Source organism: Janthinobacterium sp. PSPC1-1 (assembly GCF_049897625.1).
Taxonomy (GTDB): Bacteria; Pseudomonadota; Gammaproteobacteria; order Burkholderiales; family Burkholderiaceae_D; genus Janthinobacterium; species Janthinobacterium tructae.
The window spans coordinates 78954-100610 of sequence record NZ_JAFCWP010000007.1; the positions used below are offsets into that span (position 1 = coordinate 78954).

At 60.8% G+C, this 21657-nt stretch carries 26 protein-coding genes; 7 read left to right on the plus strand and 19 right to left on the minus strand.

Annotated elements, in window-relative coordinates:
- Positions 1-74 precede the first annotated feature (74 nt).
- From ACP7EG_RS21220 to ACP7EG_RS21240, 5 genes are all read right to left on the minus strand, one after another.
- Entirely contained in the window at positions 75-293 is a 219-nt protein-coding gene (locus ACP7EG_RS21220; protein WP_034784905.1) for a hypothetical protein, read from the minus strand.
- Positions 294-372: 79 nt separating this feature from the next.
- Entirely contained in the window at positions 373-954 is a 582-nt protein-coding gene (locus ACP7EG_RS21225) for a TerD family protein (protein WP_426089187.1), read from the minus strand.
- Positions 955-993: 39 nt separating this feature from the next.
- Positions 994-1689 carry a TIGR00266 family protein gene (locus tag ACP7EG_RS21230; protein ID WP_058050737.1) on the minus strand — a complete coding sequence of 232 codons (696 nt, stop codon included), beginning with the start codon at positions 1687-1689 and terminating at the stop codon, positions 994-996.
- Between the two features lie 188 nt (positions 1690-1877).
- On the minus strand, positions 1878-2453 hold the full coding sequence (locus ACP7EG_RS21235) for a TerD family protein (protein ID WP_071079413.1): 576 nt from the start codon (positions 2451-2453) through the stop codon (positions 1878-1880).
- A 131-nt stretch (positions 2454-2584) separates the two neighbouring features.
- Positions 2585-3658, minus strand: coding sequence for a DUF475 domain-containing protein (locus tag ACP7EG_RS21240; protein WP_426089188.1), 1074 nt, complete (start codon positions 3656-3658; stop codon positions 2585-2587).
- 115 nt (positions 3659-3773) lie between these two features.
- On the opposite strand from ACP7EG_RS21240, the gene nhaR reads away from it, so the two are divergent.
- From nhaR to ACP7EG_RS21255, 3 genes are all read left to right on the plus strand, one after another.
- Positions 3774-4688 carry a transcriptional activator NhaR gene (nhaR, locus tag ACP7EG_RS21245; RefSeq protein ID WP_426089189.1) on the plus strand — a complete coding sequence of 305 codons (915 nt, stop codon included), beginning with the start codon at positions 3774-3776 and terminating at the stop codon, positions 4686-4688.
- Between the two features lie 123 nt (positions 4689-4811).
- On the plus strand, positions 4812-6146 hold the full coding sequence (locus ACP7EG_RS21250) for an MFS transporter (protein ID WP_426089190.1): 1335 nt from the start codon (positions 4812-4814) through the stop codon (positions 6144-6146).
- Positions 6147-6267: 121 nt separating this feature from the next.
- Complete coding sequence (locus ACP7EG_RS21255; protein WP_426089191.1) at positions 6268-7608, plus strand: hemolysin family protein; 1341 nt, start codon at positions 6268-6270, stop codon at positions 7606-7608.
- A 102-nt stretch (positions 7609-7710) separates the two neighbouring features.
- On the opposite strand, the gene ACP7EG_RS21260 is transcribed toward ACP7EG_RS21255, so the two are convergent.
- The 6 genes from ACP7EG_RS21260 to ACP7EG_RS21285 are packed head-to-tail and all read right to left on the minus strand — an operon-like array spanning position 7711 to position 12867.
- The gene (locus ACP7EG_RS21260; protein ID WP_426089192.1) at positions 7711-8787 is read right to left on the minus strand and encodes an AI-2E family transporter; all 1077 of its coding nucleotides are present in this window, start codon (positions 8785-8787) and stop codon (positions 7711-7713) included.
- Positions 8788-8829: 42 nt separating this feature from the next.
- A complete protein-coding gene (locus ACP7EG_RS21265; protein WP_282407990.1) occupies positions 8830-9423 on the minus strand; it encodes an SCO family protein in 594 nt (197 codons plus the stop codon).
- Positions 9420-10319: a heme o synthase gene (gene cyoE / locus ACP7EG_RS21270; RefSeq protein WP_426089193.1), complete on the minus strand. Its 900-nt coding sequence runs from the start codon at positions 10317-10319 to the stop codon at positions 9420-9422. Before cyoE ends, ACP7EG_RS21265 begins: the two co-directional genes overlap by 4 nt.
- Positions 10320-11495: a COX15/CtaA family protein gene (locus ACP7EG_RS21275; RefSeq protein WP_426089309.1), complete on the minus strand. Its 1176-nt coding sequence runs from the start codon at positions 11493-11495 to the stop codon at positions 10320-10322.
- A gap of 18 nt (positions 11496-11513) precedes the next feature.
- The gene (locus ACP7EG_RS21280) at positions 11514-12143 is read right to left on the minus strand and encodes an SCO family protein (RefSeq protein ID WP_426089194.1); all 630 of its coding nucleotides are present in this window, start codon (positions 12141-12143) and stop codon (positions 11514-11516) included.
- Positions 12124-12867 (minus strand): SURF1 family protein, encoded by a 744-nt coding sequence (locus ACP7EG_RS21285; protein ID WP_426089195.1) that lies wholly within the window; start codon positions 12865-12867, stop codon positions 12124-12126. Before ACP7EG_RS21285 ends, ACP7EG_RS21280 begins: the two co-directional genes overlap by 20 nt.
- 36 nt (positions 12868-12903) lie before the next feature.
- Here ACP7EG_RS21285 and ACP7EG_RS21290 point away from each other — a divergent pair, with 36 nt between their 5' ends.
- On the plus strand, positions 12904-13104 hold the full coding sequence (locus ACP7EG_RS21290; protein WP_046683386.1) for a twin transmembrane helix small protein: 201 nt from the start codon (positions 12904-12906) through the stop codon (positions 13102-13104).
- A 123-nt stretch (positions 13105-13227) separates the two neighbouring features.
- Here ACP7EG_RS21290 and ACP7EG_RS21295 read toward each other — a convergent pair whose 3' ends face one another.
- From ACP7EG_RS21295 to coxB, 6 genes are read right to left on the minus strand one after another with little or no spacing between them, the layout of a single operon-like run.
- Complete coding sequence (locus tag ACP7EG_RS21295) at positions 13228-14088, minus strand: cytochrome c oxidase subunit 3 (protein ID WP_426089196.1); 861 nt, start codon at positions 14086-14088, stop codon at positions 13228-13230.
- A gap of 40 nt (positions 14089-14128) precedes the next feature.
- On the minus strand, positions 14129-14335 hold the full coding sequence (locus ACP7EG_RS21300) for a DUF2970 domain-containing protein (RefSeq protein WP_071079423.1): 207 nt from the start codon (positions 14333-14335) through the stop codon (positions 14129-14131).
- A gap of 9 nt (positions 14336-14344) precedes the next feature.
- Positions 14345-14917: a cytochrome c oxidase assembly protein gene (locus tag ACP7EG_RS21305; protein WP_081344910.1), complete on the minus strand. Its 573-nt coding sequence runs from the start codon at positions 14915-14917 to the stop codon at positions 14345-14347.
- A 1-nt stretch (position 14918) separates the two neighbouring features.
- Positions 14919-15035 carry a cytochrome oxidase small assembly protein gene (locus ACP7EG_RS21310; protein ID WP_426089197.1) on the minus strand — a complete coding sequence of 39 codons (117 nt, stop codon included), beginning with the start codon at positions 15033-15035 and terminating at the stop codon, positions 14919-14921.
- A gap of 51 nt (positions 15036-15086) precedes the next feature.
- Complete coding sequence (gene ctaD / locus ACP7EG_RS21315) at positions 15087-16679, minus strand: cytochrome c oxidase subunit I (protein WP_077399730.1); 1593 nt, start codon at positions 16677-16679, stop codon at positions 15087-15089.
- Positions 16680-16692: 13 nt separating this feature from the next.
- Complete coding sequence (coxB, locus tag ACP7EG_RS21320; protein ID WP_426089198.1) at positions 16693-17901, minus strand: cytochrome c oxidase subunit II; 1209 nt, start codon at positions 17899-17901, stop codon at positions 16693-16695.
- A gap of 78 nt (positions 17902-17979) precedes the next feature.
- On the opposite strand from coxB, the gene ACP7EG_RS21325 reads away from it, so the two are divergent.
- Positions 17980-18201 (plus strand): hypothetical protein, encoded by a 222-nt coding sequence (locus tag ACP7EG_RS21325; RefSeq protein ID WP_426089199.1) that lies wholly within the window; start codon positions 17980-17982, stop codon positions 18199-18201.
- A gap of 323 nt (positions 18202-18524) precedes the next feature.
- On the opposite strand, the gene ACP7EG_RS21330 is transcribed toward ACP7EG_RS21325, so the two are convergent.
- A complete protein-coding gene (locus tag ACP7EG_RS21330) occupies positions 18525-19421 on the minus strand; it encodes a methyltransferase domain-containing protein (protein WP_099760640.1) in 897 nt (298 codons plus the stop codon).
- An 84-nt stretch (positions 19422-19505) separates the two neighbouring features.
- On the opposite strand from ACP7EG_RS21330, the gene ACP7EG_RS21335 reads away from it, so the two are divergent.
- On the plus strand, positions 19506-20273 hold the full coding sequence (locus tag ACP7EG_RS21335; RefSeq protein ID WP_426089200.1) for a phosphoribosyltransferase family protein: 768 nt from the start codon (positions 19506-19508) through the stop codon (positions 20271-20273).
- A gap of 42 nt (positions 20274-20315) precedes the next feature.
- On the plus strand, positions 20316-20786 hold the full coding sequence (gene trmL, locus ACP7EG_RS21340) for a tRNA (uridine(34)/cytosine(34)/5-carboxymethylaminomethyluridine(34)-2'-O)-methyltransferase TrmL (protein ID WP_034784868.1): 471 nt from the start codon (positions 20316-20318) through the stop codon (positions 20784-20786).
- 113 nt (positions 20787-20899) lie between these two features.
- On the opposite strand, the gene ACP7EG_RS21345 is transcribed toward trmL, so the two are convergent.
- Positions 20900-21649 carry a hypothetical protein gene (locus ACP7EG_RS21345; RefSeq protein WP_426089201.1) on the minus strand — a complete coding sequence of 250 codons (750 nt, stop codon included), beginning with the start codon at positions 21647-21649 and terminating at the stop codon, positions 20900-20902.
- Positions 21650-21657: the final 8 nt, after the last annotated feature.

The window sequence follows — 21657 nt, forward strand, 5'->3', positions numbered from 1 at the left end:
AAAGCCCGCATGATCGCTCGTGCGGGCTTTAGCGCAAGGATTCCTGGCGCCCGGTTGATTTAAATCAATCGACCTTAAATCAAGCGACTACGCCTGCGCATGTAGCTGCGGCTTAATGCACCTTCCAGTTCCTGCTCCGTTTTATGCTGGTTCACCGTGTACAGGGCCCACAGGGCCGCCGGCGCCCAGCCGATCACAGTGCACTGCAAGATCAAGGCGGCGGCACCGGCCAGCGGGCGCCCCAGCATGAAAAACGTGAGACACGGAAGTAGCAAGGCTATCAGCAATCGCATCACGACATACTCTCCTAAACTTAGAGCAGCGGACAAGGGCCGGTATCCGGTCCGTCCCCCGCCCGCTGCGTACTGCTCCTTATAGATGCACGGTAATCTGCGGCATTAAGTCGTCAAACGTGCGACCGTTGCCGTTTTCACCGATGGCGTGCATCTTCCATTCGCCATTATGGCGGTACAGCCTGGCCATGATCTGTGCGGTGTGGGAACCTTGCACAGACAGGTTGAAACGCGCGACTTCCTGGTTATTGCTGGCATTCAAGATGCGGCAATAGGCGTTTTCCACCTGCGAGAAGTTCTGGCCAGTAAAGCTGTTGACGGTGAAGACCAGGCTTTTCACGTTCGCCGGCACTTTCGACAGATCGACATTGATCTGTTCGTCGTCGCCATCGCCCGCGCCCGTACGGTTGTCGCCCGTGTGAACGATGCTGCCGTCCTTGCTTTTCAGCTGGCGGAACCAGACGATGTCGGACGTGCTCTTGTTTTCATCGAACATGACGCACGACGCGTCCAGGTCGACGGCTTCGCTCTTCGAACCGAAACCGAGGAAACCCTTGGTCTTGGCCGCATCCCAGCCCAGGCCCATGGTGATACGGGTCAGGGTGGTACCAGCTTCTTTGTCCAGAGAAATCTTCTGGCCTTTGCTCAAATTGACAGACATACGCATTGCTCCTGTTGGGTTAGTTGCATCAACTACGTGTTACGCCGGCTTGCTTTGCGTCCAGGCGAGGAAGGCTGCGCGGTTGCGCGAGCACACGAGGATTTTTCCCGTGCCTGAAAATTTCAGTACTACGCCCTCGCCGCTGGTCTGGCTATTGATCAGGTTACCCAGAAAGCCGCCGCTGCTGCCGGTCGTCATGGAAATTTCGTATTGCAGGCGGTTATCCCAGCACACGACGTGCGAGTTATCGATCACTACGTCCTTGCCAGGCGTCACTTCCAGTATCGACATCGCGCCAAAACCGGAGACCGCCAACTGGCCGCTGCCTGCCGTCTCGGTGATGAAAAAACCACCGCTCTGGGCAAACAGCGCATTGCCAAGGCTTTGCGTGCGCACCTTCAATTCCACGCCAGCACTGGCCGCCACGAAGGCGCCGTCGCTGATCATGTATTGCTGGGCGCCGACCTCCAGCACCCGCATCGCGCCGGGCAAGGTGGGTGACAGCAGACAATCGCCGTCGCCCCGCATGGCCTCGATATGCTGCTGAAAGAACGATTCCCCGTTGGCAAAGGTACGCATCAGCGCAGCGCCTATGCCGCCAGTCATCTTGCCTTTCAGCTCAAGATTGGTTTCCATCATCACCATCGCGTTGGATTCGCAATAAATCTTCTCGCCCTTGGCAAGCGACACATGCAGGAACGGGTCGACATCCCCGGTAATATTGAAAACTGGCATACAACTGTTCCTTCCTTAACGATGATGATGGTGTCGGGCTAAACCGCCGCCCTTACTACAGAATAACGGTGCCGCACAAAACCGTAGCGAGCGGATGTGATTTGTGGCCGAGAAGCGCAACCGTACTTTAGTACGGTGAGCATCGCCGGCCGCAAAGCGCACCGCGCAGTAGGTTTGGTGTGGCTACCTTACACGCCGACGCCGAACGAGGCTGCCAGTGGGCCCAGGCCGCCTTTATATCCCTGGCCGATGGCCTTGAATTTCCAATCGGCGCCATTGCGGTAGATTTCACCGAAGACCATGGCCGTTTCCGCCGAACCGTCTTCCGACAGGTCGAAGCGGGCGATTTCCGTGTTGCCGTTGGCATTGACGCAACGCACGTACGCCTTCGACACCATACCAAAGTTTTGCTTGCGCGCTTCGGCATCGTGAATCGTGACGCAGACGGCGATCTTGTCGATCTCGGCTGGCACCGTGGCCAGGTCAACGATAACGGTTTCATCATCGCCATCGCCAGCGCCGGTGGTGTTGTCGCCCGAGTGGGTGACGGAACCGTCGCTCGATTTCAGGTTGTTGTAAAAAATCATGTCGACGTCGGCGCGAACCTTGCCGTCGGCCTTCAGCAGGAAGATCGAACCGTCGATGTCGAATGCGGCGCCGTCGGTGGCGCGGGCATCCCAGCCCAGGCCGATGATCATCTTCGAAATGCCGGGGGCTTCTTTGCTCAGGTTGACGTTGCCGCCTTTTTGCAGACTGATTGCCATGATGTATTTCTCCTATGTGGGTTGTGTATGACCAAACACCTGGCGCCCTCCACCGGCCTGACTCCCCAGGCCGGCGGCGACGCTTGCTACAACTTGCCGACAAACGGGTGTAGTCGTTTGTCGCGCATTCTTTACACTGCCTTGACCGGCTCCAGCGCTTGCGTCTGGCCTTCTTCGAGGGCCATCCTGCGCTTGTAGCGGATCGATGACCACAGCGAGGCGAGAATGAAGGCCACCCCAATCAGACCCGTGAAGATCTCGGGAATGTGGAACTTCATGCTGACCAACATGATCACGGCCAGGATACCGATCGCATAGTGCGCGCCGTGCTCCAGATAAACGAACTCGTCGAGCGTGCCCTTGCGCACCAGGAACACCGTCATCGAACGCACGAACATCGCGCCGATTGCCAGGCCCAGCATGATGATCACGACATCCTTGGTGATGGCAAACGCGCCGATCACGCCGTCAAAGCTGAACGAGGCGTCGAGCACTTCCAGGTACAGGAAGCCGCCGATACCGCCGCGCTTGATGATGTCGCCCATGTTGCCGTCGCCGTTATCGCCTTCCAGCAAGCCACTGATCACATCGACACCCACGTAGGTCAAAATACCCCACAGGCCGGCCGTCAATACCACCAGTTTCTGGCCTTCTTCGATCATCGACAGGCTGGCCATCAGGGTACCCAGCGCGATCATCACGGAAATCGACGAGATCTTGCCCAGCGCGCCCAGTTTTTCTTCAATACGGCCCAGCCAGTGCGTTTCTTTCTCCGAGTCCAGCAGGAAGTTCAGGAACACCAGCAGCAGGAAAATACCGCCGAAAGCCGCCACTTCCGCGTGGTGATTCGTCAGGTGCATCGAATACTGTTCCGGATTGCTCAGGGCCAGATTCCATACTTCCAGCAAGCCCAGGTCCGCCGCTTGCGCCACGATGACCAGCGGGAACAGCAGACGCATGCCGAACACGGCGATGATGATACCCACGCCCAGGAACAGGTTCTGCCAGAACTTGTCCCAGTTCTTCAGCACCGAAGCGTTGACCACCGCGTTGTCGAACGACAGCGAGACTTCCATCACGCCCAGGATCACCGCAATGCCCAATGCCGACAGCATGGTCGACACGCCACCGTGCGTGTAACCCCACCAGGCGGAAATGCCCAGGCAGATAAATGTCACTAGAAATGACACTCTGAAATGTTTCATCGATAGTTCCCTTTTATCCAAATTCAATGGAACGTAGTATATGGACATGTGACACATTTAAAAATAGAAGATAATGGAAGTATTACTTCGTAAAAACAGAAGATAGGCCCACACGATGAAAACTACCGGTTTCAATTACCGCCATTTGTACTTCTTTTGGGTGGTCGCCAAGGAAGGCGGCGTGACGCGCGCGGCCGAGCGCCTGGGCCTGGCCGTGCAAACCATCAGCACCCAGCTGGCCTTGCTGGAAAAGGAGCTGGGCAAGTCCCTGCTGCAGCCGCAGGGACGGCGTTTGGTGCCGACGGAAGCGGGCCGGCTGGCGCTCGGCTACGCGGACCAGATTTTTTTGCTGGGCGAACAGATGCAGGAAGCGCTGGCCGACACGGATGCGGAAAAGATGCGCCTGACGGTGGGCATTTCCGATTCCTTGCCGAAACTGATGGCCTATCGCATGCTCGACGCCACCCGCAGCCTGGACAAGCCCGTCAAGCTCGTCTGCCTGGAAGATGAATTCGAGTCCCTGCTGGCCGACCTGGCCCTGCACAAGCTGGACCTGGTGTTGACGGACCGCGCCGTGCCGGCCGGCGCCAGCCTGCGTGTCTCCAGCCACCTGTGGGGAGAGAGCGCCATGAAGCTGTTCGCCATCCCCGCGCTGGCCGAGCAATACCGCGACAATTTCCCGCACAGCCTGCACGGCGCGCCATTTCTGCTGCCTGCGCGCAATAACGCCCTGCGCGGGCGCATCGACGAATGGATGGTGCAGCAAGGCGTACGCCCCGACGTGGTCGGTGAATTCGAGGATAACGCCATGCTCAACGCGTTTGGCCGCAAGGGCCTGGGCCTGTTCTTCGCCCCGGCCAGCCTGGCCGGCGAGATCGAGGAGCAATTCGGCGCCGTGCTGGTGGGCGACGCCTCGTCCCTGCGCGAACAGTTTTATGTGATTTCGAACGAGCGGAAAATCATGCATCCGGCGCTGGACGTGATCCTGGCCGCCATCCAGAGTCACCCGAAGATTCACAAGGAAACCTGATAAATCCATTCGAAAATAACGTTTGAATAATCAATCAAAAGCGATTGTAATGAAGCCTGAGACAAACACGCGCCTGTCCCTCGCCGGAAGGGCGCGACCACCATAAAAAACAGGAGCGGCACCATGTCCACGGCAGGCAAGACGATCGATATTCCCGATCTCATCAATAACAACAAGATCGGCTCCTTCCAGATCGGCATGCTGATCCTGTGCGGGCTGTGCGTCATCATGGATGGCTTCGATGTACAGGCGATGGGCTATGTGGCGCCCGCCATCATTGCCGATTGGCACGTCAGCAAGGCCAACCTGGGCCCCGTGTTTGGCGCGGGCTTGCTGGGCATGCTGGTCGGCTCGCTCGTCTTCAGCATCACGGCCGACAAGTTCGGCCGCCGTCCCGTGCTGATCGGCTCGACCATCTTCTTTTCGCTGTGCATGCTGGTCACGCCGCTGGCGACGAACATCGAGCAATTGCAGCTGATCCGTTTCATCACGGGCCTGGGCCTGGGCGCCGTGATGCCGAACGCCATGGCGCTGGCCGGCGAATACAGCCCGCTGCGCAAGAAAGTCACCCTGATGATGCTGGTCTCGTGCGGCTTTACGCTGGGCGCCGTGCTGGGTGGGCTGCTGTCTGCCGCGCTGATTCCCGCATTCGGCTGGCAATCCGTGTTTTACGTGGGCGGCGTGGTACCGCTGGTGATCGGCGTGCTGATGTTCTTCCTGCTGCCGGAATCGATGCAATTCCTGGTATTGAAGAAACGCAAGCTGGACAAGGTGGCGCAGTGGTTGAAACGCATCGACCCGACGGTGAGCATCACGGCCGACACGCAATACGTCGTGCATGAGAAGGAACACAAGGGCGCGCCCGTGCTGCAACTATTTACGGACGGCCGCGCGAAGATGACGATCTTGCTGTGGGTCATCAACTTCATGAACTTGCTTAATTTATATTTCCTGTCCAACTGGCTACCGACGATCGCCAAGGAAGCGGGCCTGTCCACGGCCAACGCCGTGCTGGCAGGCACGGCCCTGCAAGTGGGCGGCACCATCGGCACCCTCGTCATGGGCCAGCTGATCGACCGCTCCAGCTTCCGCCGCATCCTGCTGCCATGCTTCCTCGTTGCCGCAGTCGCCATTGCCCTGATCGGCCGTCCCGACGTGTCGCTGGCCTTCCTCTTCATTACCATCTTCATCGCCGGCTTTTGCGTGGTGGGCGGCCAGCCTGCCGTCAATGCCCTGGCGGCCAGCTACTACCCGACCACCCTGCGCTCGACGGGCATCGGCTGGAGCCTGGGCATCGGGCGCATCGGCTCCATCATCGGCCCCGTGCTCGGTGGTGAGCTGATCCGCCTGAACTGGCCGAACAGCACGATTTTCCTCGTCGTTGCCATCCCCGCCATCGTTTCGGCCGTCATGGTCTTTGCCATGCGCGGCGGACCGCAAACGGCGGCCAAAAGCTGAAAAAGCGTGGAAAAACCACCGCGCGCGCACGCCTGCACGGGCGGCGTGCGCGGCAAAAATTAGGCTATGGCGCCCTTCGTCGTTTAAGATGACGTTTTGACAGCCCATCTTCCGCGCCCTCATGCACAATGTCTTGCTAGTCCTGCTCGCCCTCTTCCTGGTCGCGCTGAACGGTTTTTTTGTTGCCGCCGAATTTGGCATCGTCACCTTAAGGCGCACGCGCATCCGCGCCATCGCCAAGACGCAGGGACTACGGGGCCGCATCCTGGCCAAGGTGCATGGCCAGCTGGACGCCTACCTGTCCGCCTGCCAGCTGGGTATCACGCTGGCATCGCTGGGACTGGGCTGGGTCGGCGAACCGGCGTTTGCCGGCTTGCTCGAGCCGCTCTTCGGCGCCATCGGCGTCACCTCGCAAGAACTGATCCACGGCGTCTCGTTCGTCGTCGCCTTCAGCGTGATTTCCTTCCTGCACATTGTGGTGGGCGAACTGGCGCCCAAATCGATGGCCATCCGCAACCCGGAAGCCGTCGGCCTGTGGAGCGCGATTCCCCTGTATGGTTTCTATTGGGCCATGTATCCGGCCATTTACCTGCTCAACGCCAGCGCCAACTGGGTGCTGCGCATGGCGGGCCTGTCCGGCAAGGGCGGCCACGATGCCCATTACTCGTCCGAAGAACTCAAACTGATCTTGCGCACCAGCCAGCCCGGCGAAAAATTTACGCGCGACGAGCGCAACATCCTGGCCCAGTCGCTCGATTTCGAACAGATGACGGTGTCGGACCTGATGCGCCCGATCAATGAAGTGATCGCCCTGTACGCGTCAAACACCGTGGAAGAAAACCTCGACACGGTGCTGCGCAACCGCTTCAGCCGCTATCCGTATTTCGACACGAATGAAGACGACGTGCTGGGCGTGGTGCACTTGAAAGACCTGTTCTTTGCCCAGCAGGCGGGCAAACCGATCACCTCGCTCACGCCGTTTTTGCGTCCCGTCGACATCATTTCCGCGCGCACGCCAGCGCTGGAACTGTTCCGCCGTTTCCGCGACGGCGCGCCCCACTTCGCCCTGATCGGAGAGAAGGGCAAGCGCCCACTGGGTTTCATCACATTGGATAACTTGCTCGGCGCCATGGTGGGCGAAATCCGCGATGAATTCCGCCGCAATGAAAACGACTGGCTCAAGCAAAGCGACGGTACCCTGATCGGCAAGGCCAGCCTGCCCATCTTCTCGCTCGAACGCATCCTCGGCATCGATATCGAGAACGAGGAACTGGGGCTGGACGACGTGGAATCGGTGGGCGGCTTGATCATGGTCAAGCTGGGGGACATCCCGAAGCAGGGCCAGCGCATCACCTTTGTCGACTTCGATATCGTCGTCAAGAAGATGAACGGGCCCCGCATCGTACTGATCAAGGTGATCCCCAAGCAGGAGCGGGATCTGGATGCCGATTTAAGGGATTAAGCAAGACGTACCCCAACGGCGAAAGGCCGGGGTCGGACCCTGAGGGTCCGACCCCAGTCCTTGCCGTTGGGTTATACAAGGCGCGCAGACTTGCGCGACTGATTACTTCTTGCTCGTCAGGGTGTCTTTTCCCTGCGGCACGGTGGTCTCGCCTACCGTCCACGTTTGCAGCAAGCTGTACAGCACCGCCAGCAGGGTCGGTCCAATAAAAATGCCGACGAAGCCGAAGGCCAGCACGCCGCCCAGCACGCCCAGCAGCACCAGCAAAAACGGCAGGCTGCTGCCGCGGCTGATCAGCATGGGTTTCACCACGTTATCCACGCCGCTGATCAGCAAACCGCCCCACACCAGCATGAAGATGCCCCAGCCCGTCTGGCCGTCATTGAACAGCCAGATGGCGGCGCCGCCCCAGATCAGGGGCGGGCCCACGGGGATCAGCGAAAAGATGAAGGTGGCCACGCCCAGCAACGCTACGGCGGGCACGCCAGCGATCAAAAAACCCACCACGGCTACCAGCGCCTGCGCCAACGCCGTACCCAACAAGCCATACATGACGCCGCGCACGGTGCGGCTGATGGTCAGGCCCACACCCGGCGCGCTGTCGCCGATGATGCGGCCGGCGCCCGTCATCAAGGCACGGCTCAGTAGCTGGCCATCGCGGTAGAGGAAGAAGCTGACGAACACGGCCAGGCTGGTCTGCGCCAGGCCCGTACCCAGCAAGATGCCACCGGAAGCGAGGAAATGGCGCGCCGGCTCCAGCATGGTCTTACCCAAATTCAATAGTTCATCGCGGTCTTCCAGCAAGCGCCGCACGTAGCCATCGATGGTTTCGCCCACCACGGGGATGCTGGCCAGCCAGGCCGGCGGATGCAGGCCGCCCGATTCCAGCGCGACGCGGATCTGCTCGTACACGCGCGAGACATTGTCGGCCAGGTTGTAGGTGACGAGGGCCAGCGGCAGCACGATGACCAGCACCAGGGACAAGGTCATGATGGCGGCCGCCCAGTTGCGCCGGCCTTTCAGGCGCTCGAGCAGCAGCAGATACAGGGGCCAGCTGGAAATGCCCACGCAGGCGGCAAACAGCATGGCGGCCAGGAAAGGCCGCAAGACGAAAAAGCAGCCGATCAGCAAGAAGATGATGGCTGCCAGGCGGGCGTGGGGCTCGAAACGTTTGTCCATGTACTGCAAATCCTGAAGATGGCGCCTGGGGGCGCGACCGGATCAGGATAGCAGAAGTTTAAGATCATGCGCGATGGCGGCAGGTTTTTCGCCGTGGCGCACGAACAGGCGGATCTTGCCTTCACGGTCGAACACATAGGTGCCGGCCGTGTGGTCGACCGTGTAGCTGCTATCCGTTTCGCCCTCGACCTTGGCGTAATACACCTTGAATTCCTTGGCCACCCTGGCCGTCGCGGCCGCATCGCCATACAGGCCGACGAAGCGCTTGTCGAAGGCGGGCACGTACTGCGCCAGCAAGGCTTGCGTGTCGCGCTCGGGGTCGACGGTGACGAACAGCACTTGCACCTGCTCCGCTTGCGGGCCCATTGCCTGCATCACCTGCGCCATGTCGGCCATGGTCGTGGGACAGACGTCCGGGCATTGCGTGTAGCCGAAGAACATCAGCACCAGCTTGCCCTTGTAGTCGGCCAGGGTGCGCGGGTGGCCCGTGTGATCCGTCAGCGCGAACTCGCGCGCGTAGCCGAGGCCCGTCACGTCCGTATTCTTGAATTCCAGCTTCGGTGCGGCAGGCTTGCCGCAGCCGGCGAGGACGGCGACCAGGGCGGCCGCCAACAACAGGGTCAGGGTTTTTTTCATATGCCGAGGGGAATATAGTGGTCGACCAGCAGGGCCGCGAACAGCAATGCCAGGTAAATGATGGAATACGTAAACGCTTTGCGCGCGATCAAGTCCGTGTAGTGGCGGTACATCTTCCACGCGTAATACAGGAAGCCGGCGTTCAGCACCACGGCCGATGCCAGGTAGATCAGGCCGCTCATGCGCACGGCAAACGGCAGCAAGGTGGTGGCGGCCAGCGCGATCGAGTACAGCCAGACGTGAAATTGCGTGAATTGCATGCCGTGCGTGACGGGCAGCATGGGCAAGCCCGAGCGCGCGTAGTCGTCGCGGCGATACATGGCCAGCGCCCAGAAATGCGGCGGCGTCCAGACAAAGATGATCAGAACCAGCAGCCACGCCTGCATCGGCACGTCGTTGGCGACGGCGGCCCAGCCCAGCGCGGGCGGCATGGCGCCGGACAGGCCGCCGATGACGATGTTTTGCGGCGTGGCGGGTTTGAGCACCATGGTGTAGATCAGGGCATAGCCGACAAAGGTGACAAAGGTCAGCCACATGGTCAGCGGATTGACGAGGTTATACAGAATCGCCATGCCCAGGCCGCCAATCACCAGCGCGAACACCACCGTCTGCTTGACGGTAATGTCGCCCATGGCCATGGGGCGGCGCGCCGTGCGGGCCATGCGCGCATCGATTTCGCGCTCGGCCAGGCAATTGACGGCAAACGCGGCGCCAGCCAGCAACCAGATGCCGATGGTGCCGAACACCACCGCGCGCCAGTCCGGCAACTCCTCGCTGGCCAGGAACATGCCGATGACGGCGCAAAACACGGCCAGTTGCGTCACGCGCGGCTTGGTCAGCGCCCAGTACTGGGCGATGCGGGGGGATGGTTTACGGCTGATGGTCTGAGTAGTCATTTATGCGGTACGGGAAGGACTGGCTGGTGCCGTGGGCACTGGCGCGGAGGCGCAAGCGCGCTGAACATTGCGCGCAACATCGAGTTGGAATTTAGCCTTGTAGTTTAACATGGTCAGCAACAACACGAGCAACGCCGCCCCGCCGTTATGCAGCACGGCAATCGACAATGGCCAGCTCAGGTAAATCGTCGCCAGGCCCGTGGCTACCTGCAAGGCCAGCACCAGCGCGACCCAGCGCGCCGTGCCGCGCAGGGATGGCAGTTTCCATGCGCGAAACACGGTGTAGCCGATGCCAGCTGCCACGATGAAGGCGAAATTGCGGTGCACCCAGTGGATGGCTGTCAGCGCGGAAAACGGCAAGTAATGGCCGGCTGCCGTCTTGCCCAGCTCGCGCCACAAATGGAAACCGTGTTCAAAATCCATCTCCGGAATGACTTTGCCGCCGCACAGGGGGAAATCCGTGCAGGCCAGGGTGGCGTAGTTGGTGCTCACCCAGCCGCCCAGCGCGATCTGCACGGTCAAGAGCATCAGCGACATGACGGCCAGCGCGCGCACGGGGCGCAGCACGGACGCATCCGCATCGGCGCGCAGCAAGGGTTGGACGGCATGATCCTGGCGCCCGCCCAGCCACGTCAGCATGCCCAGCAGCCCCATGCCCAGCAGCAAGTGGATGGTGACGATCACCGGCTGCAGTTTCAAGGTCACCGTCCAGGCACCGAACGCGCCCTGCAGGCAGACGAACAGGAACAGCGCCGTCGGCAGCGCCGGGGCGAATTCCTGCCGTTTGCTTTTCTTCCACTGGCGCCACGCTTGCACCATCATCGCCACGATCAAGACGCCGATGGCCATGGCCAGGTAGCGGTGCGTCATTTCGATCCACGCTTTCACCACCGTCACGGGCCCCGTCGGCATCAGGGTTTCCGCCGCCACGATATGCTCGTGCGCCAGGAAAGGATTGGCCGAGCCATAGCAGCCGGGCCAGTCCGGGCAACCGAGGCCGGAATCGGACAGGCGCGTAAAGCCGCCAAACATGATCAGGTCGACCGTCAAAAAGACGGCGATCCACACCAGCTTGCGGTATTTATTGGCGTCCGCAGACACCCATACCATGGTCAAGGGCAGCAACGCCACCAGCAAACCTGTCAAGCCCAGCTGGGCCAGCGCGGAGAGATGCATCGTCGGCATGCAGACTCCTCAACCGATCGCCGAAGCTTTGAGCAGCTTGGCGATGTCTTTCTTGATCTTGTTCGGGTCCGCGTCTTTCGGGAAGCGCATCATCAGATTGCCCAGCGGATCGATCAAATACAAATGGTCGCTGGTCTGGCCGCCCGCCTCCACGGGCAGCCACGCTTTCAGGGCGTCGTTATTCACGCGCAGCATGCTGGTGCCGTCGAATTCGCGCATCACGAGGGTGTCGAGCGGCTGCGCATCCGTCACCAGCCAGACTCTTTCCAGGCGTTCGCGTTCCTTGCCCTGCATGAGGCGCAGTTGTTGCATGTCAAACAATTGCTTCTTGCACGCTTCCTGGCAATCGGATGGCCCCGTTTGCAGCAGCACCCACTTGCCCTTGAATTGCGCCAATGGCGCCGCCTTGCCATTGAGTTCCGTCACATGCAGCTGGGCTTCGGGTATCGGGTGCAAACGGGGGTCGATCAAGGCGCCATAGTTATTGCGGCCCGTGGGCTTGATGATGTAATACGTGAAATACGAGGCGATGATGGGAAAGGCGCACACGGCCACCACGGCCAGCAGTTTCCAGCGTCCGGTGTTCTGTGCCTGCTTGTTGCTGTTGTCTTGCGTTGCTTCAGGGTTGTTTGTTTGCACGTCGAAATCCTGTAAAGACAAAAAATAAAAAAGCCATCAGTGCCAGTGCGTACCACTGGAAGGCATAGCCGCGGTGCTTGTCGGCGCCCAGGTCGGGCGCCGGCCAGTCGCGCACGGGAAGCGCGCTGGCCGCTGGCGCTGTCGGATCAGCTGTTTGTTCAAGAATGAAGGGTTGCAAGGCCAGGCCGCTGGCCCCGGCCAGCTGCCCGATATCGGCATTTTGCACGATGGCGTGCGGCGCCAGGGCCGGCGCCGTGCCCAGCTCCATAACATGGCCCGCGTTCAGGCGCGCGATACCGCTAATGGTAACGGTGCCGGCTGGCGTGGCGTAATCGGGGATGCGCGCGCGCTCGGCATTGTTGCGCGGCAGCCAGCCCTGCGCCACCAGCACGTGCATGGCGGAACCGTCAATTTGAAATGGCGTGAGCACGTGGAAACCGGCCTGCCCCTTGTAGGGGCGATTGTCCAGGTAGACCGTCCAGGCGGGTACAAAATTCCCCGTGACGGTGACGCGGCGGTATTCGATCGCTTGCGCATCGGCCGGCAGCAGGGGCGCGGCCGTCAATGCCAGCGGCGCGGCCTGGTTGCCCGCTTCGAGTTTGGCGGCGCGGGCGAGTTTCTCGTCGCCACGGCGCTGCTGCCATTGCGCCAGAGAGCCCCCCAGGGCCACCAGTAGCAGCATTACAACAAATGGAATCCATCTAAAATGGAAGCGGATACGCATTACAATGAAACCTCCTCAAGCCTGGCGCTACCATCCATGAAAATCCTCGTTGCCATCGCCTTCATCCTGATCCTGGGCAGCCTGGGCTCGGCCCTGTTCTTCCTCATGCGCGACAAGGGCAAGAGCAACCGCACCGTGCAGGCGCTGGCCTTGCGCGTGGGCTTGTCAATCACCCTGTTTTTACTGATCCTGCTGGCGCATCACCTGGGCTACATCCAGCCGACGGGCATACATTAAGCTTCTTCTTGCCTGATTAGCAAATTCTTCACGCTAAGAAAAAAGCCGTACACAGGATCTCCCGGTACGGCTTTTTTTTATGGTGCAGGCGCACCCTTCAACGGCGCGCGCCCTGCCCCGCCATTATAACCAATACACGACCACGTACAGGCCCAGCCAGACGACGTCGACAAAGTGCCAGTACCAGGCTGCGCCTTCGAAGCCGAAGTGGTGCTCGGGCGTAAAGTGGCCTTTCAGCACGCGGTACAGGATGACGGACAGCATGATGGCGCCCAGGGTCACGTGGAAACCGTGGAAGCCCGTCAGCATGAAGAAGGTGGCGCCGTAGATACCGGACGTCAGTTTCAAGTTCAGTTCGCTGTACGCGTGCATGTACTCGTACACCTGGAAGCCCATGAAGATGGCGCCCAGCACGATCGTGGCGAACAGGAACAGGGCCGTCATGGCGCGGTGGCCGGCGCGCAGCGCGTGGTGGGAAATCGTCAGGGTGACGCCCGATGTCAGCAGCAAGGCCGTATTGATGGTCGGAATCCAGAACGGCGTCATGGTGGTAAATTCCTGCACCGTGCCGGCCGGGCCCGTATTGCCCCACTGGGCGGCGAAATCGGGCCAGATCACCTTGTGGTCAAGGTCGGCCAGCCACGGCATGGAAATGCTGCGCGCATAGAACAGCGCGCCGAAGAAGGCGGCGAAGAACATGACTTCCGAAAAGATGAACCAGCTCATGCTCCAACGGAAGGAGTGGTCGATGCGCTCGCTGTACAGGCCCTGCTCCGATTCGCTGATGGCGTCGCCGAACCAGAAGTACAGCACCAGCAGGATACCGGCGATGCCCAGGTAATTCACGTACGGGCCCCAGGAGACGTCGTTGACCCAGGCCGAGGCGCCGATCATGGTCAGCAGCAGGCTGGCGCCGCCCAGCATGGGCCAGCGCGACGGGCCGGGCACGAAATAATAAGGTACGGCGGCGTGGTTGGAACTCATCATCATCTCCTCAAAAACTTATAGGGTGGTTTTTTATAATTTATAAAACGACGAATTTAACAATCGAAATCAGGATGCCGATCAGGCAGGCGACTACCAGGAAGCCGGCGATGACGATGTGCACGGGATTGAGCTTGGCCGAATCCGTGTCGAAATCGCTCTTGCGGCGCAGGCCCGTGAATGACCACACGACGGCGCGCAGCGAATACAGGAACGATGCTTTTTCCGGCTGGTCTGGCTTGGCCATGGCACTCTCCTATTGGACGGCCGGCGTCTGAGCCTGGCTCAGACCGGCAATCTCGAAAAACGTGTACGACAGGGTGATGGTCTTTACCTCTTTCGGCAGGGCCGGATCGAGGAAGAACACCACCGGCATCTGCCGCGCTTCGTGCGGTTTCAAGGTCTGCTGCTTGAAGCAGAAGCACTCGACCTTCTTGAAATGCGGCGTGGCGCTCTGCGGCGCGTAGCTGGGAATGGCTTGCGCGTTGACGACGCGGTTTTGCGTGTTGACCACTTCATACATGACGGTCACCAGTTCGCCCGGATGCACCTGCATGCTCGAGACGGTCGGGCGGAAGCGCCATGGCCCCTGCGCATTGCCGTCGAACTCGACGGTGATGCTGCGCGTCGTGTCGACCTGCGTATTGTTGTCGTAGGCCACCGTGCCATCTTTTTGCGTCAGCACGTTGATGCCCATCACTTCGCAAATCTGCTTGTAGACGGGAATCAGGGCATAGCCAAAGCCAAACATCAGCACGGCAATGACGATCAGCTTGCCCAGCATCTTGCGGTTCAGGCCGCGTGTTTCCTGTTGGTGGGGTGTCGTCACGTCAGAGCCACATGCGCTTGATGAACACGGACAGGAAGAAGAAGGCCGCCAGGGCGGCCAGGATCAGCCCGGTACGCAGGTTGTTCGGTTTTTTACGCTCAGTTTTCACTTCGGTCATGACAGGCACTTTATTCAAGACGGGCCGCGCAACACGCCGGCCCGGGATACCTCACTTCACTGTCGGCGGCGTTTCAAACGTGTGGAAAGGCGCCGGGCTCGGCACGGTCCATTCCAGGCCTTCCGCGCCTTCCCATGGTTTCGCTGGCGCAGCCTTGCCGCCGCGGATGGTCGGCAAGACCACGAAGAACAGGAAGTACACCTGCATCAGGCCAAAGCCGAAGCCGCCGATCGAGGCGATCATATTAAAGTCCGTGAACTGCGCCGGATAGTCGGCGTAGCGGCGCGGCATGCCGGCCAGGCCCAGGAAGTGCATCGGGAAGAAGGTCACGTTGAACGTGATCAAGGACAGCCAGAAGTGGATCTTGCCGCGCGTCTCGTTGTACATATGGCCCGTCCATTTCGGCGACCAGTAGTAGAAGCCGGCGAACAGGGCGAACAGCGAACCGGCCACCAGCACGTAGTGGAAATGCGCCACCACATAATAGGTGTCTTGCAGCTGGATGTCGATCGGCGTGACGGCGAGGATCAGGCCCGTGAAACCGCCCATGGTGAAGACGAAGATGAAGCCCACCGAGAACAGCATCGGCGTTTCGAACGTCATGGAACCCTTCCACATGGTGGCGATCCAGTTGAACACTTTCACGCCCGTGGGCACGGCGATCAGCATGGTCGCATACATGAAGAACAGCTGGCTGGTCACCGGCATACCGGTGGTAAACATGTGGTGCGCCCAGACGATGAAGGACAGAATCGCGATCGAGGCCGTGGCGTAGACCATCGAGGCATAGCCGAACAGGGGCTTGCGGGCAAACGCGGGCAGGATCTGCGAGACGATGCCGAAGGCCGGCAAGATCATGATGTAGACCTCGGGGTGGCCGAAGAACCAGAAGATGTGCTGGTACATGACGGGGTCGCCGCCGCCAGCCGCGTTAAAGAAGGACGTGCCGAAATGGCGGTCCGTCAGGGTCATGGTGATGGCGCCGGCCAGCACGGGCATGACGGCGATCAACAGATACGCGGTAATCAGCCAGGTCCAGCAGAACATCGGCATTTTCATCAGGGTCATGCCAGGGGCGCGCATGTTCAAAATGGTGACGATGATGTTGATCGAGCCCATGATGGACGAGGCGCCCATCAGGTGCATGGCGAAAATGGCCATGTCCATGCCGGGGCCCATCTGCGTCGACAGCGGTGCATACAGGGTCCAGCCGGCAGCCGTGGCGCCGCCCGGCACGAGGAAGGATGTGGCCAGCAGCAGCGCGGCCGGCGGCAGCAGCCAGAACGAGAAGTTGTTCATGCGGGCAAACGCCATGTCGGATGCGCCCACTTGCAGCGGGATCATCCAGTTGGCGTAGCCGACGAAGGCCGGCATGATGGCGCCAAACACCATCACCAGGCCATGCATGGTGGTCAGTTGATTAAAAAATTCAGGGTGGAAGAATTGCAAGCCCGGGTGAAACAGTTCCGTGCGTATCATCAGGGCCAGCACGCCGCCCGACAGCAGCATGATGAACGAGAACCACAGGTACAGGGTACCGATATCCTTGTGGTTGGTGGCAAACAGCCAGCGGCGGTAGCCAGTGGGATGATCGTGGGCATGGTCGTGATCGTGACCGGCGTGGTCCAAGGTGCTAGTGCTCATGTACGGCTCCTAATTACTTGCGTGCAGCCACGACTTCGGCTGGTTGAACGATGTTCTCTGCGGCCTTGTTCGACCAGGAATTGCGCGTGTAAGTGATCACTGCGGCAATTTCCGTGTCGGACAGCTGTTTCCATGCTGGCATTTCAGCGGGATACTTGCCGCTCTTTTGCCCGTTCAGCAAGACATGCATCTGTTCCGCTTTCGGACCGTTCACGACGGCCGAGCCGTCCAGCGGCGCAAATGCACCGGGCACGCCCTTGCCGGTTGCCTGGTGGCAGACCACGCAGTTGGCCGCATACACTTTCTCGCCCTTGACCTTCAATTCATCGATGGTCCACACCTTGTTTGGATCATCAGCCAATGCCGCCATTTCCTTTTGTTTTACATCAACCCAGGCCTTGTAGTCATCTGCCGAGACAACCTTGACGACGATGGGCATGAAGGCGTGTTCCTTGCCGCACAACTCGGCGCAATTGCCGCGGAAGGTGCCGATATGGTCGGCCTTGAACCAGGTGTCGCGCACGAAACCGGGAATCGCATCCTGCTTCACGCCGAAGGCGGGCACGGACCAGGCGTGGATGACGTCGTTGGCCGTCAGCACCACGCGGATCTTCTTGTTGACCGGCACGACAACTTCGTTGTCGACTTCGATCAGGTAGTTTTCACCGCGCTTTTCCGTCGGCGGCACGCCAGGTGCGCCCACTTGCGAGCGCGGCGTGGCCAGGTTGGAGAGGAAGGAAATGCCTTCGCCCTCGCCTTTCAGGTAGTCATAGCCCCACTTCCACTGCATGCCGGTGGCCTTGATGGTGATGTCGGCGTTCGAGGTGTCCTTCATGCCCACCACGGTGCGCGTGGCAGGCAGGGCCATGCCGATGACGATCAGGAAAGGCACGACGGTCCAGGCGATCTCGACGGTGGTGCTTTCGTGGAAGGTGGCAGGTTTGTGGCCCAGGGACTTGCGGTGCTTGAAGATGGAATAGAACATGACGCCGAACACGGCCACGAAGATCACCAGGCAGATGATCATCATCAGGGTGTGCAAATCGTAGATTTCATGGGCGATCTGCGTCGCCGGCGGCTGCAGATTCATTTCGAACGGCACGGGACCGCCGGTGCCGGGATAGGTGCTGGCAGCCGGTGCCGCCGTGGCCCATCGCCCGATGCCAAACGCTGTCAAAGACAGCCCGAGCAGCAACGATTGAAGTCGCTTTGCATGTGTCATGTTTTCCCCAACCACCCAAAAATAATGATATTTTAAACGGCTGCGGATTTCTCCGTACTGGACCGCTGCCGCTCCTCCATGAAAGCAACACGGCCAGAATACGGCCATGTGCGTCAAGCACCAGCGAATTCCATGCTGGCTGCGGCAGCCAAAACGCTGACGGACAACCATGCTGGAACCCTGTTTTTCTTCCCCACCTTGAAATGGCCTCGTGTGGAAGATGGTTACTATACTAATGCAGTAACTTCGAATAAGTCTTGCTTTGTTTTTTTTATTTTGTATGCAGCCCTTGTTTTTTGACTTAGTAATCCTCAGGAAATTCTTGTGAAGTTATGACGAACAGAACCGGATGCTATGCAAGGCGCCCACTGCGACGCAGTGCGAGCACTGCTAGCAGTGGGCAACGCCGCAGAGCGCCGGTTATGAAAGTCAGAAATCACAATAATTTCTTGGGGGTTACTTAGCAAGCTGACAAACAGTCAACGATTATAGTCAAGTAAACTTGAATCCATCAAGCAATAATCGGCTTTGTGCGTGCCCTTCTGCTGGCCGCCGCACGCTTTGCAACGGTTGCGGCAACATCCATGCGCGGATGGCGACCAAGTGTCGGTTTCTTTGCCGTTTTATTTGGGTTTGCGCGGCAAATCGAAGCGGATGATGGCTTCGCCATTGCGCGTCACGCGCGGCGCGGGACGGAAGGCGTGACCATAGATGACCTCGAAACTCAGGCCCAGCTTGCCGTCGGGACGGCGCATCTTTTCCAGCGCGGCCAGCATGCGCTGCCAGGCCGCCTTGCCCATCAGGCCGCGCCGGCGCGTGGTGAGCGGGTTGCCGCCAAAGGCGCGCACGTCCGCCAGCAGTTTTTCCGCCGTGTCGTAGGTCACCGTAATGATTTCCATGTCCAGCACGGGCGTGGAAAAACCCGTCTCGACCAGCATGTCACCAAAGTCGTGCATGTCGACAAAAGGCAAGGCGTGCGGATATAAATCCGCCTCGGCAAACGCGTCGCGCACTTCGCGGAAGGTGTCGGGACCGAAACAGGAAAACATCAGCAAACCATCGAGGCGCAGCGCGCGCCGCCATTCGGCAAACACGCGGTCGGGCTGGGCATGCCAGTGCAGCGCCAGGTTGGACCACACCAGGTCGATGCTGCCCTGCGCCAGTGGCAAGTCGCCGAGGTCGCCGCACAGCAGATCCACGCCCGCCTTGGCCGGCAAGAGTTTGCTGAGGAACTGGTTCAGGCTGGCCAGTTTCGACGCGGGCGCGCGCGCCGCCTGCATCATCGCTTGCGCTGCATCGAGACCGATAATCTGCGCGGCGGGATAATCCTTATGCAACTGCGCCAGGTCCGCGCCCGGGCCGCAGCCGGCGTCGAGCACGCGCAAGGGCGTGATTTTCACCAGCTCCAGGCGCTCGTGCATGCGGGCCGACACTTCGCGGCGCAGAAAATCCGACGGCGCGACGCGCGCGGGACGGGAAAAGAAATCGCGTACTTGCACCGCATCGATGGGCGCACTCATTTTGGGTGGATTGGCGGGAACTGGCATGTTGAAACCGGTGAGGTGAGATAATGTCGGCAGTGTACATGGAACGACACCATCGCGATGCGGACCGCCACCCAGCCCCGCCTTGATGCCGCCTGGCAGGCGCTGCGCCAGTGGCTGGGCGCCACCTTGCTGCCGGCGCAATGCGCACTGTGCGGCATCGGCTGCGCGGAGGTGCTGTGTTCGCCCTGCCGCGCGCAGTATCTTGGGCAAGGGCGGGGACAAGCACGGCCCCGCTGCCGCCAGTGCGCCAATCCGCTCGCGGACATCGAGGTGGCGCTGCTGTGCGGGCGCTGCCTGCGCCAGCGGCCCGCGTATGACGCTACCGTCACGGCGTTTGATTATGCGGCGCCCGTCGACCAGTTGCTGCTGCAGCTGAAATTCGGCGCGCGCCTGGCGCTGGCGCCCCTGTTGGCAGAACTGCTGCATGTTGCCATTCAGCAACAACAGGCGTGGGACGCGCCGCAACTGCTGTGCCCGGTGCCGCTGGGCCCTGCCCGGCTGGCCCAGCGGGGCTTCAACCAGGCGCTGGAAATCGCGCGCCCGCTGGCGCGCCGGCTGGACGTCCCTTTGCAGCCCCGCCTGGCGCTGCGCGTGCGCGACACGCGGGCGCAAAGCAGCGTGGCGCCGCAGGAACGGCGAGCCAACCTGGCGCACGCGTTCTCCATCGCGCCCGAACACGGGGCGTTATTGCAAGGGTGTCACGTGGGCATCGTCGACGACGTGATGAGCAGCGGCCATACCGTTAACGCCCTGGCGGCCGCCTGCAAGAGCGCAGGGGCGGTGAAGGTCAGCATATTGGTGGTGGCGCGCACGCCGCCGCATTAATTTAGCTATATATTAGATACAGATAGACCCAAGGAGAGCATTTTGTTTCACGTTGTTTTGGTAGAACCTGAAATCCCGCCCAATACGGGCAACGTCATCCGCCTGTGCGCCAACACGGGTGCGCAACTGCACCTGGTCGAACCGCTGGGCTTTCCGCTCGACGATGCCAAGATGAAACGCGCCGGCCTCGATTACCACGACTACGCCAAGATGAAGGTGCACAAGAATTGGGCAGCGTTCCTGGCCGACACCCAGCCCGACCCGGCCCGCATGTTCGCCATGACCACGCGCGGCTCGCGCCCGTTCGGCGACGTGGCCTTCTTGCCAGGCGACGTGTTCGTGTTCGGTTCCGAGACAAAGGGCCTGGATCCTGCCCTGCGCGACGGCTTTCCGGCAGAGCAGCGCATCCGCCTGCCGATGCGCCCGGATAACCGCAGTTTGAATTTATCGAATACGGTGGCCGTCGTCGTCTACGAGGCCTGGCGCCAGCACGGGTACCAGGGCGGCGCGTAGGTCGGATTAGGCCCAAGGGGCCGTAATCCGACAACATTGTTGGCGTTGGTGGTGTTGTCGGATTACGCGGGGCTTTACCCCGCTAATCCGACCTACGCGTTTGCATACGGCAATCAGCGCAGCGCCAGCTGCGCGTCAACGCCGGTATCCACATCCAGCATCACCAGCTGCGTGCGCAGGTCGCGCGTGGCGGCCAGTTTGCCGTTGACATATAAATTCGTCTTGACGCCATACACGCCCTGCGACACGCCGGCCGGCAAGGTCAGCTCGAACGAGTTTTCAAAGCGCCCGCCCGATTTGTTGCTGCTGGCCAAGGCCTTCGAGCCGGACTTGAATGGCTGACCCTGCGGATCGAGCACTACCAGTTCTTCGCGCACGTCGTTGATGCTTTGCGCGCTGCCGTTGACCAGCTCCACCACCGAATGAACCTTGAACGGCTGGCCGCGCTTGACGGTCGACGCGCTCAGCTGCGGCGTGTACGACACCACTTGCGGCTCGCGCGGCAGCGCGCCGCGTGCGCGGATGTAGTCGCGGTCCGCCTGCGCCGCCGTCTTGGTCTGGCGTGAATTGACATTGATGGCCAGGCAACCGGCCGCCGCCAGGCCGCCGCCGATGGCCGCGCCCTTCAGCGCGCCATTCTTGCCGCCCGCCAGCGCGCCCAGCAGCGCCCCCACGGCCGCGCCGGCCGCCGCCGACGTGCCCACGCTGCACGGGTCTTCATCCGTGGCCGCCTGGGTAGCGCCTTGCGGATAGGAACCGTCCTGGCGCACGCCGTTCGGATTCATCGGTGCCGTGGCGCAGCCGGCCAGTATGGCGGCGATGGTCAGTGCGGCGGTGGCGCGCAAGGTGGTGTGATTGAGCATGGTGCCCC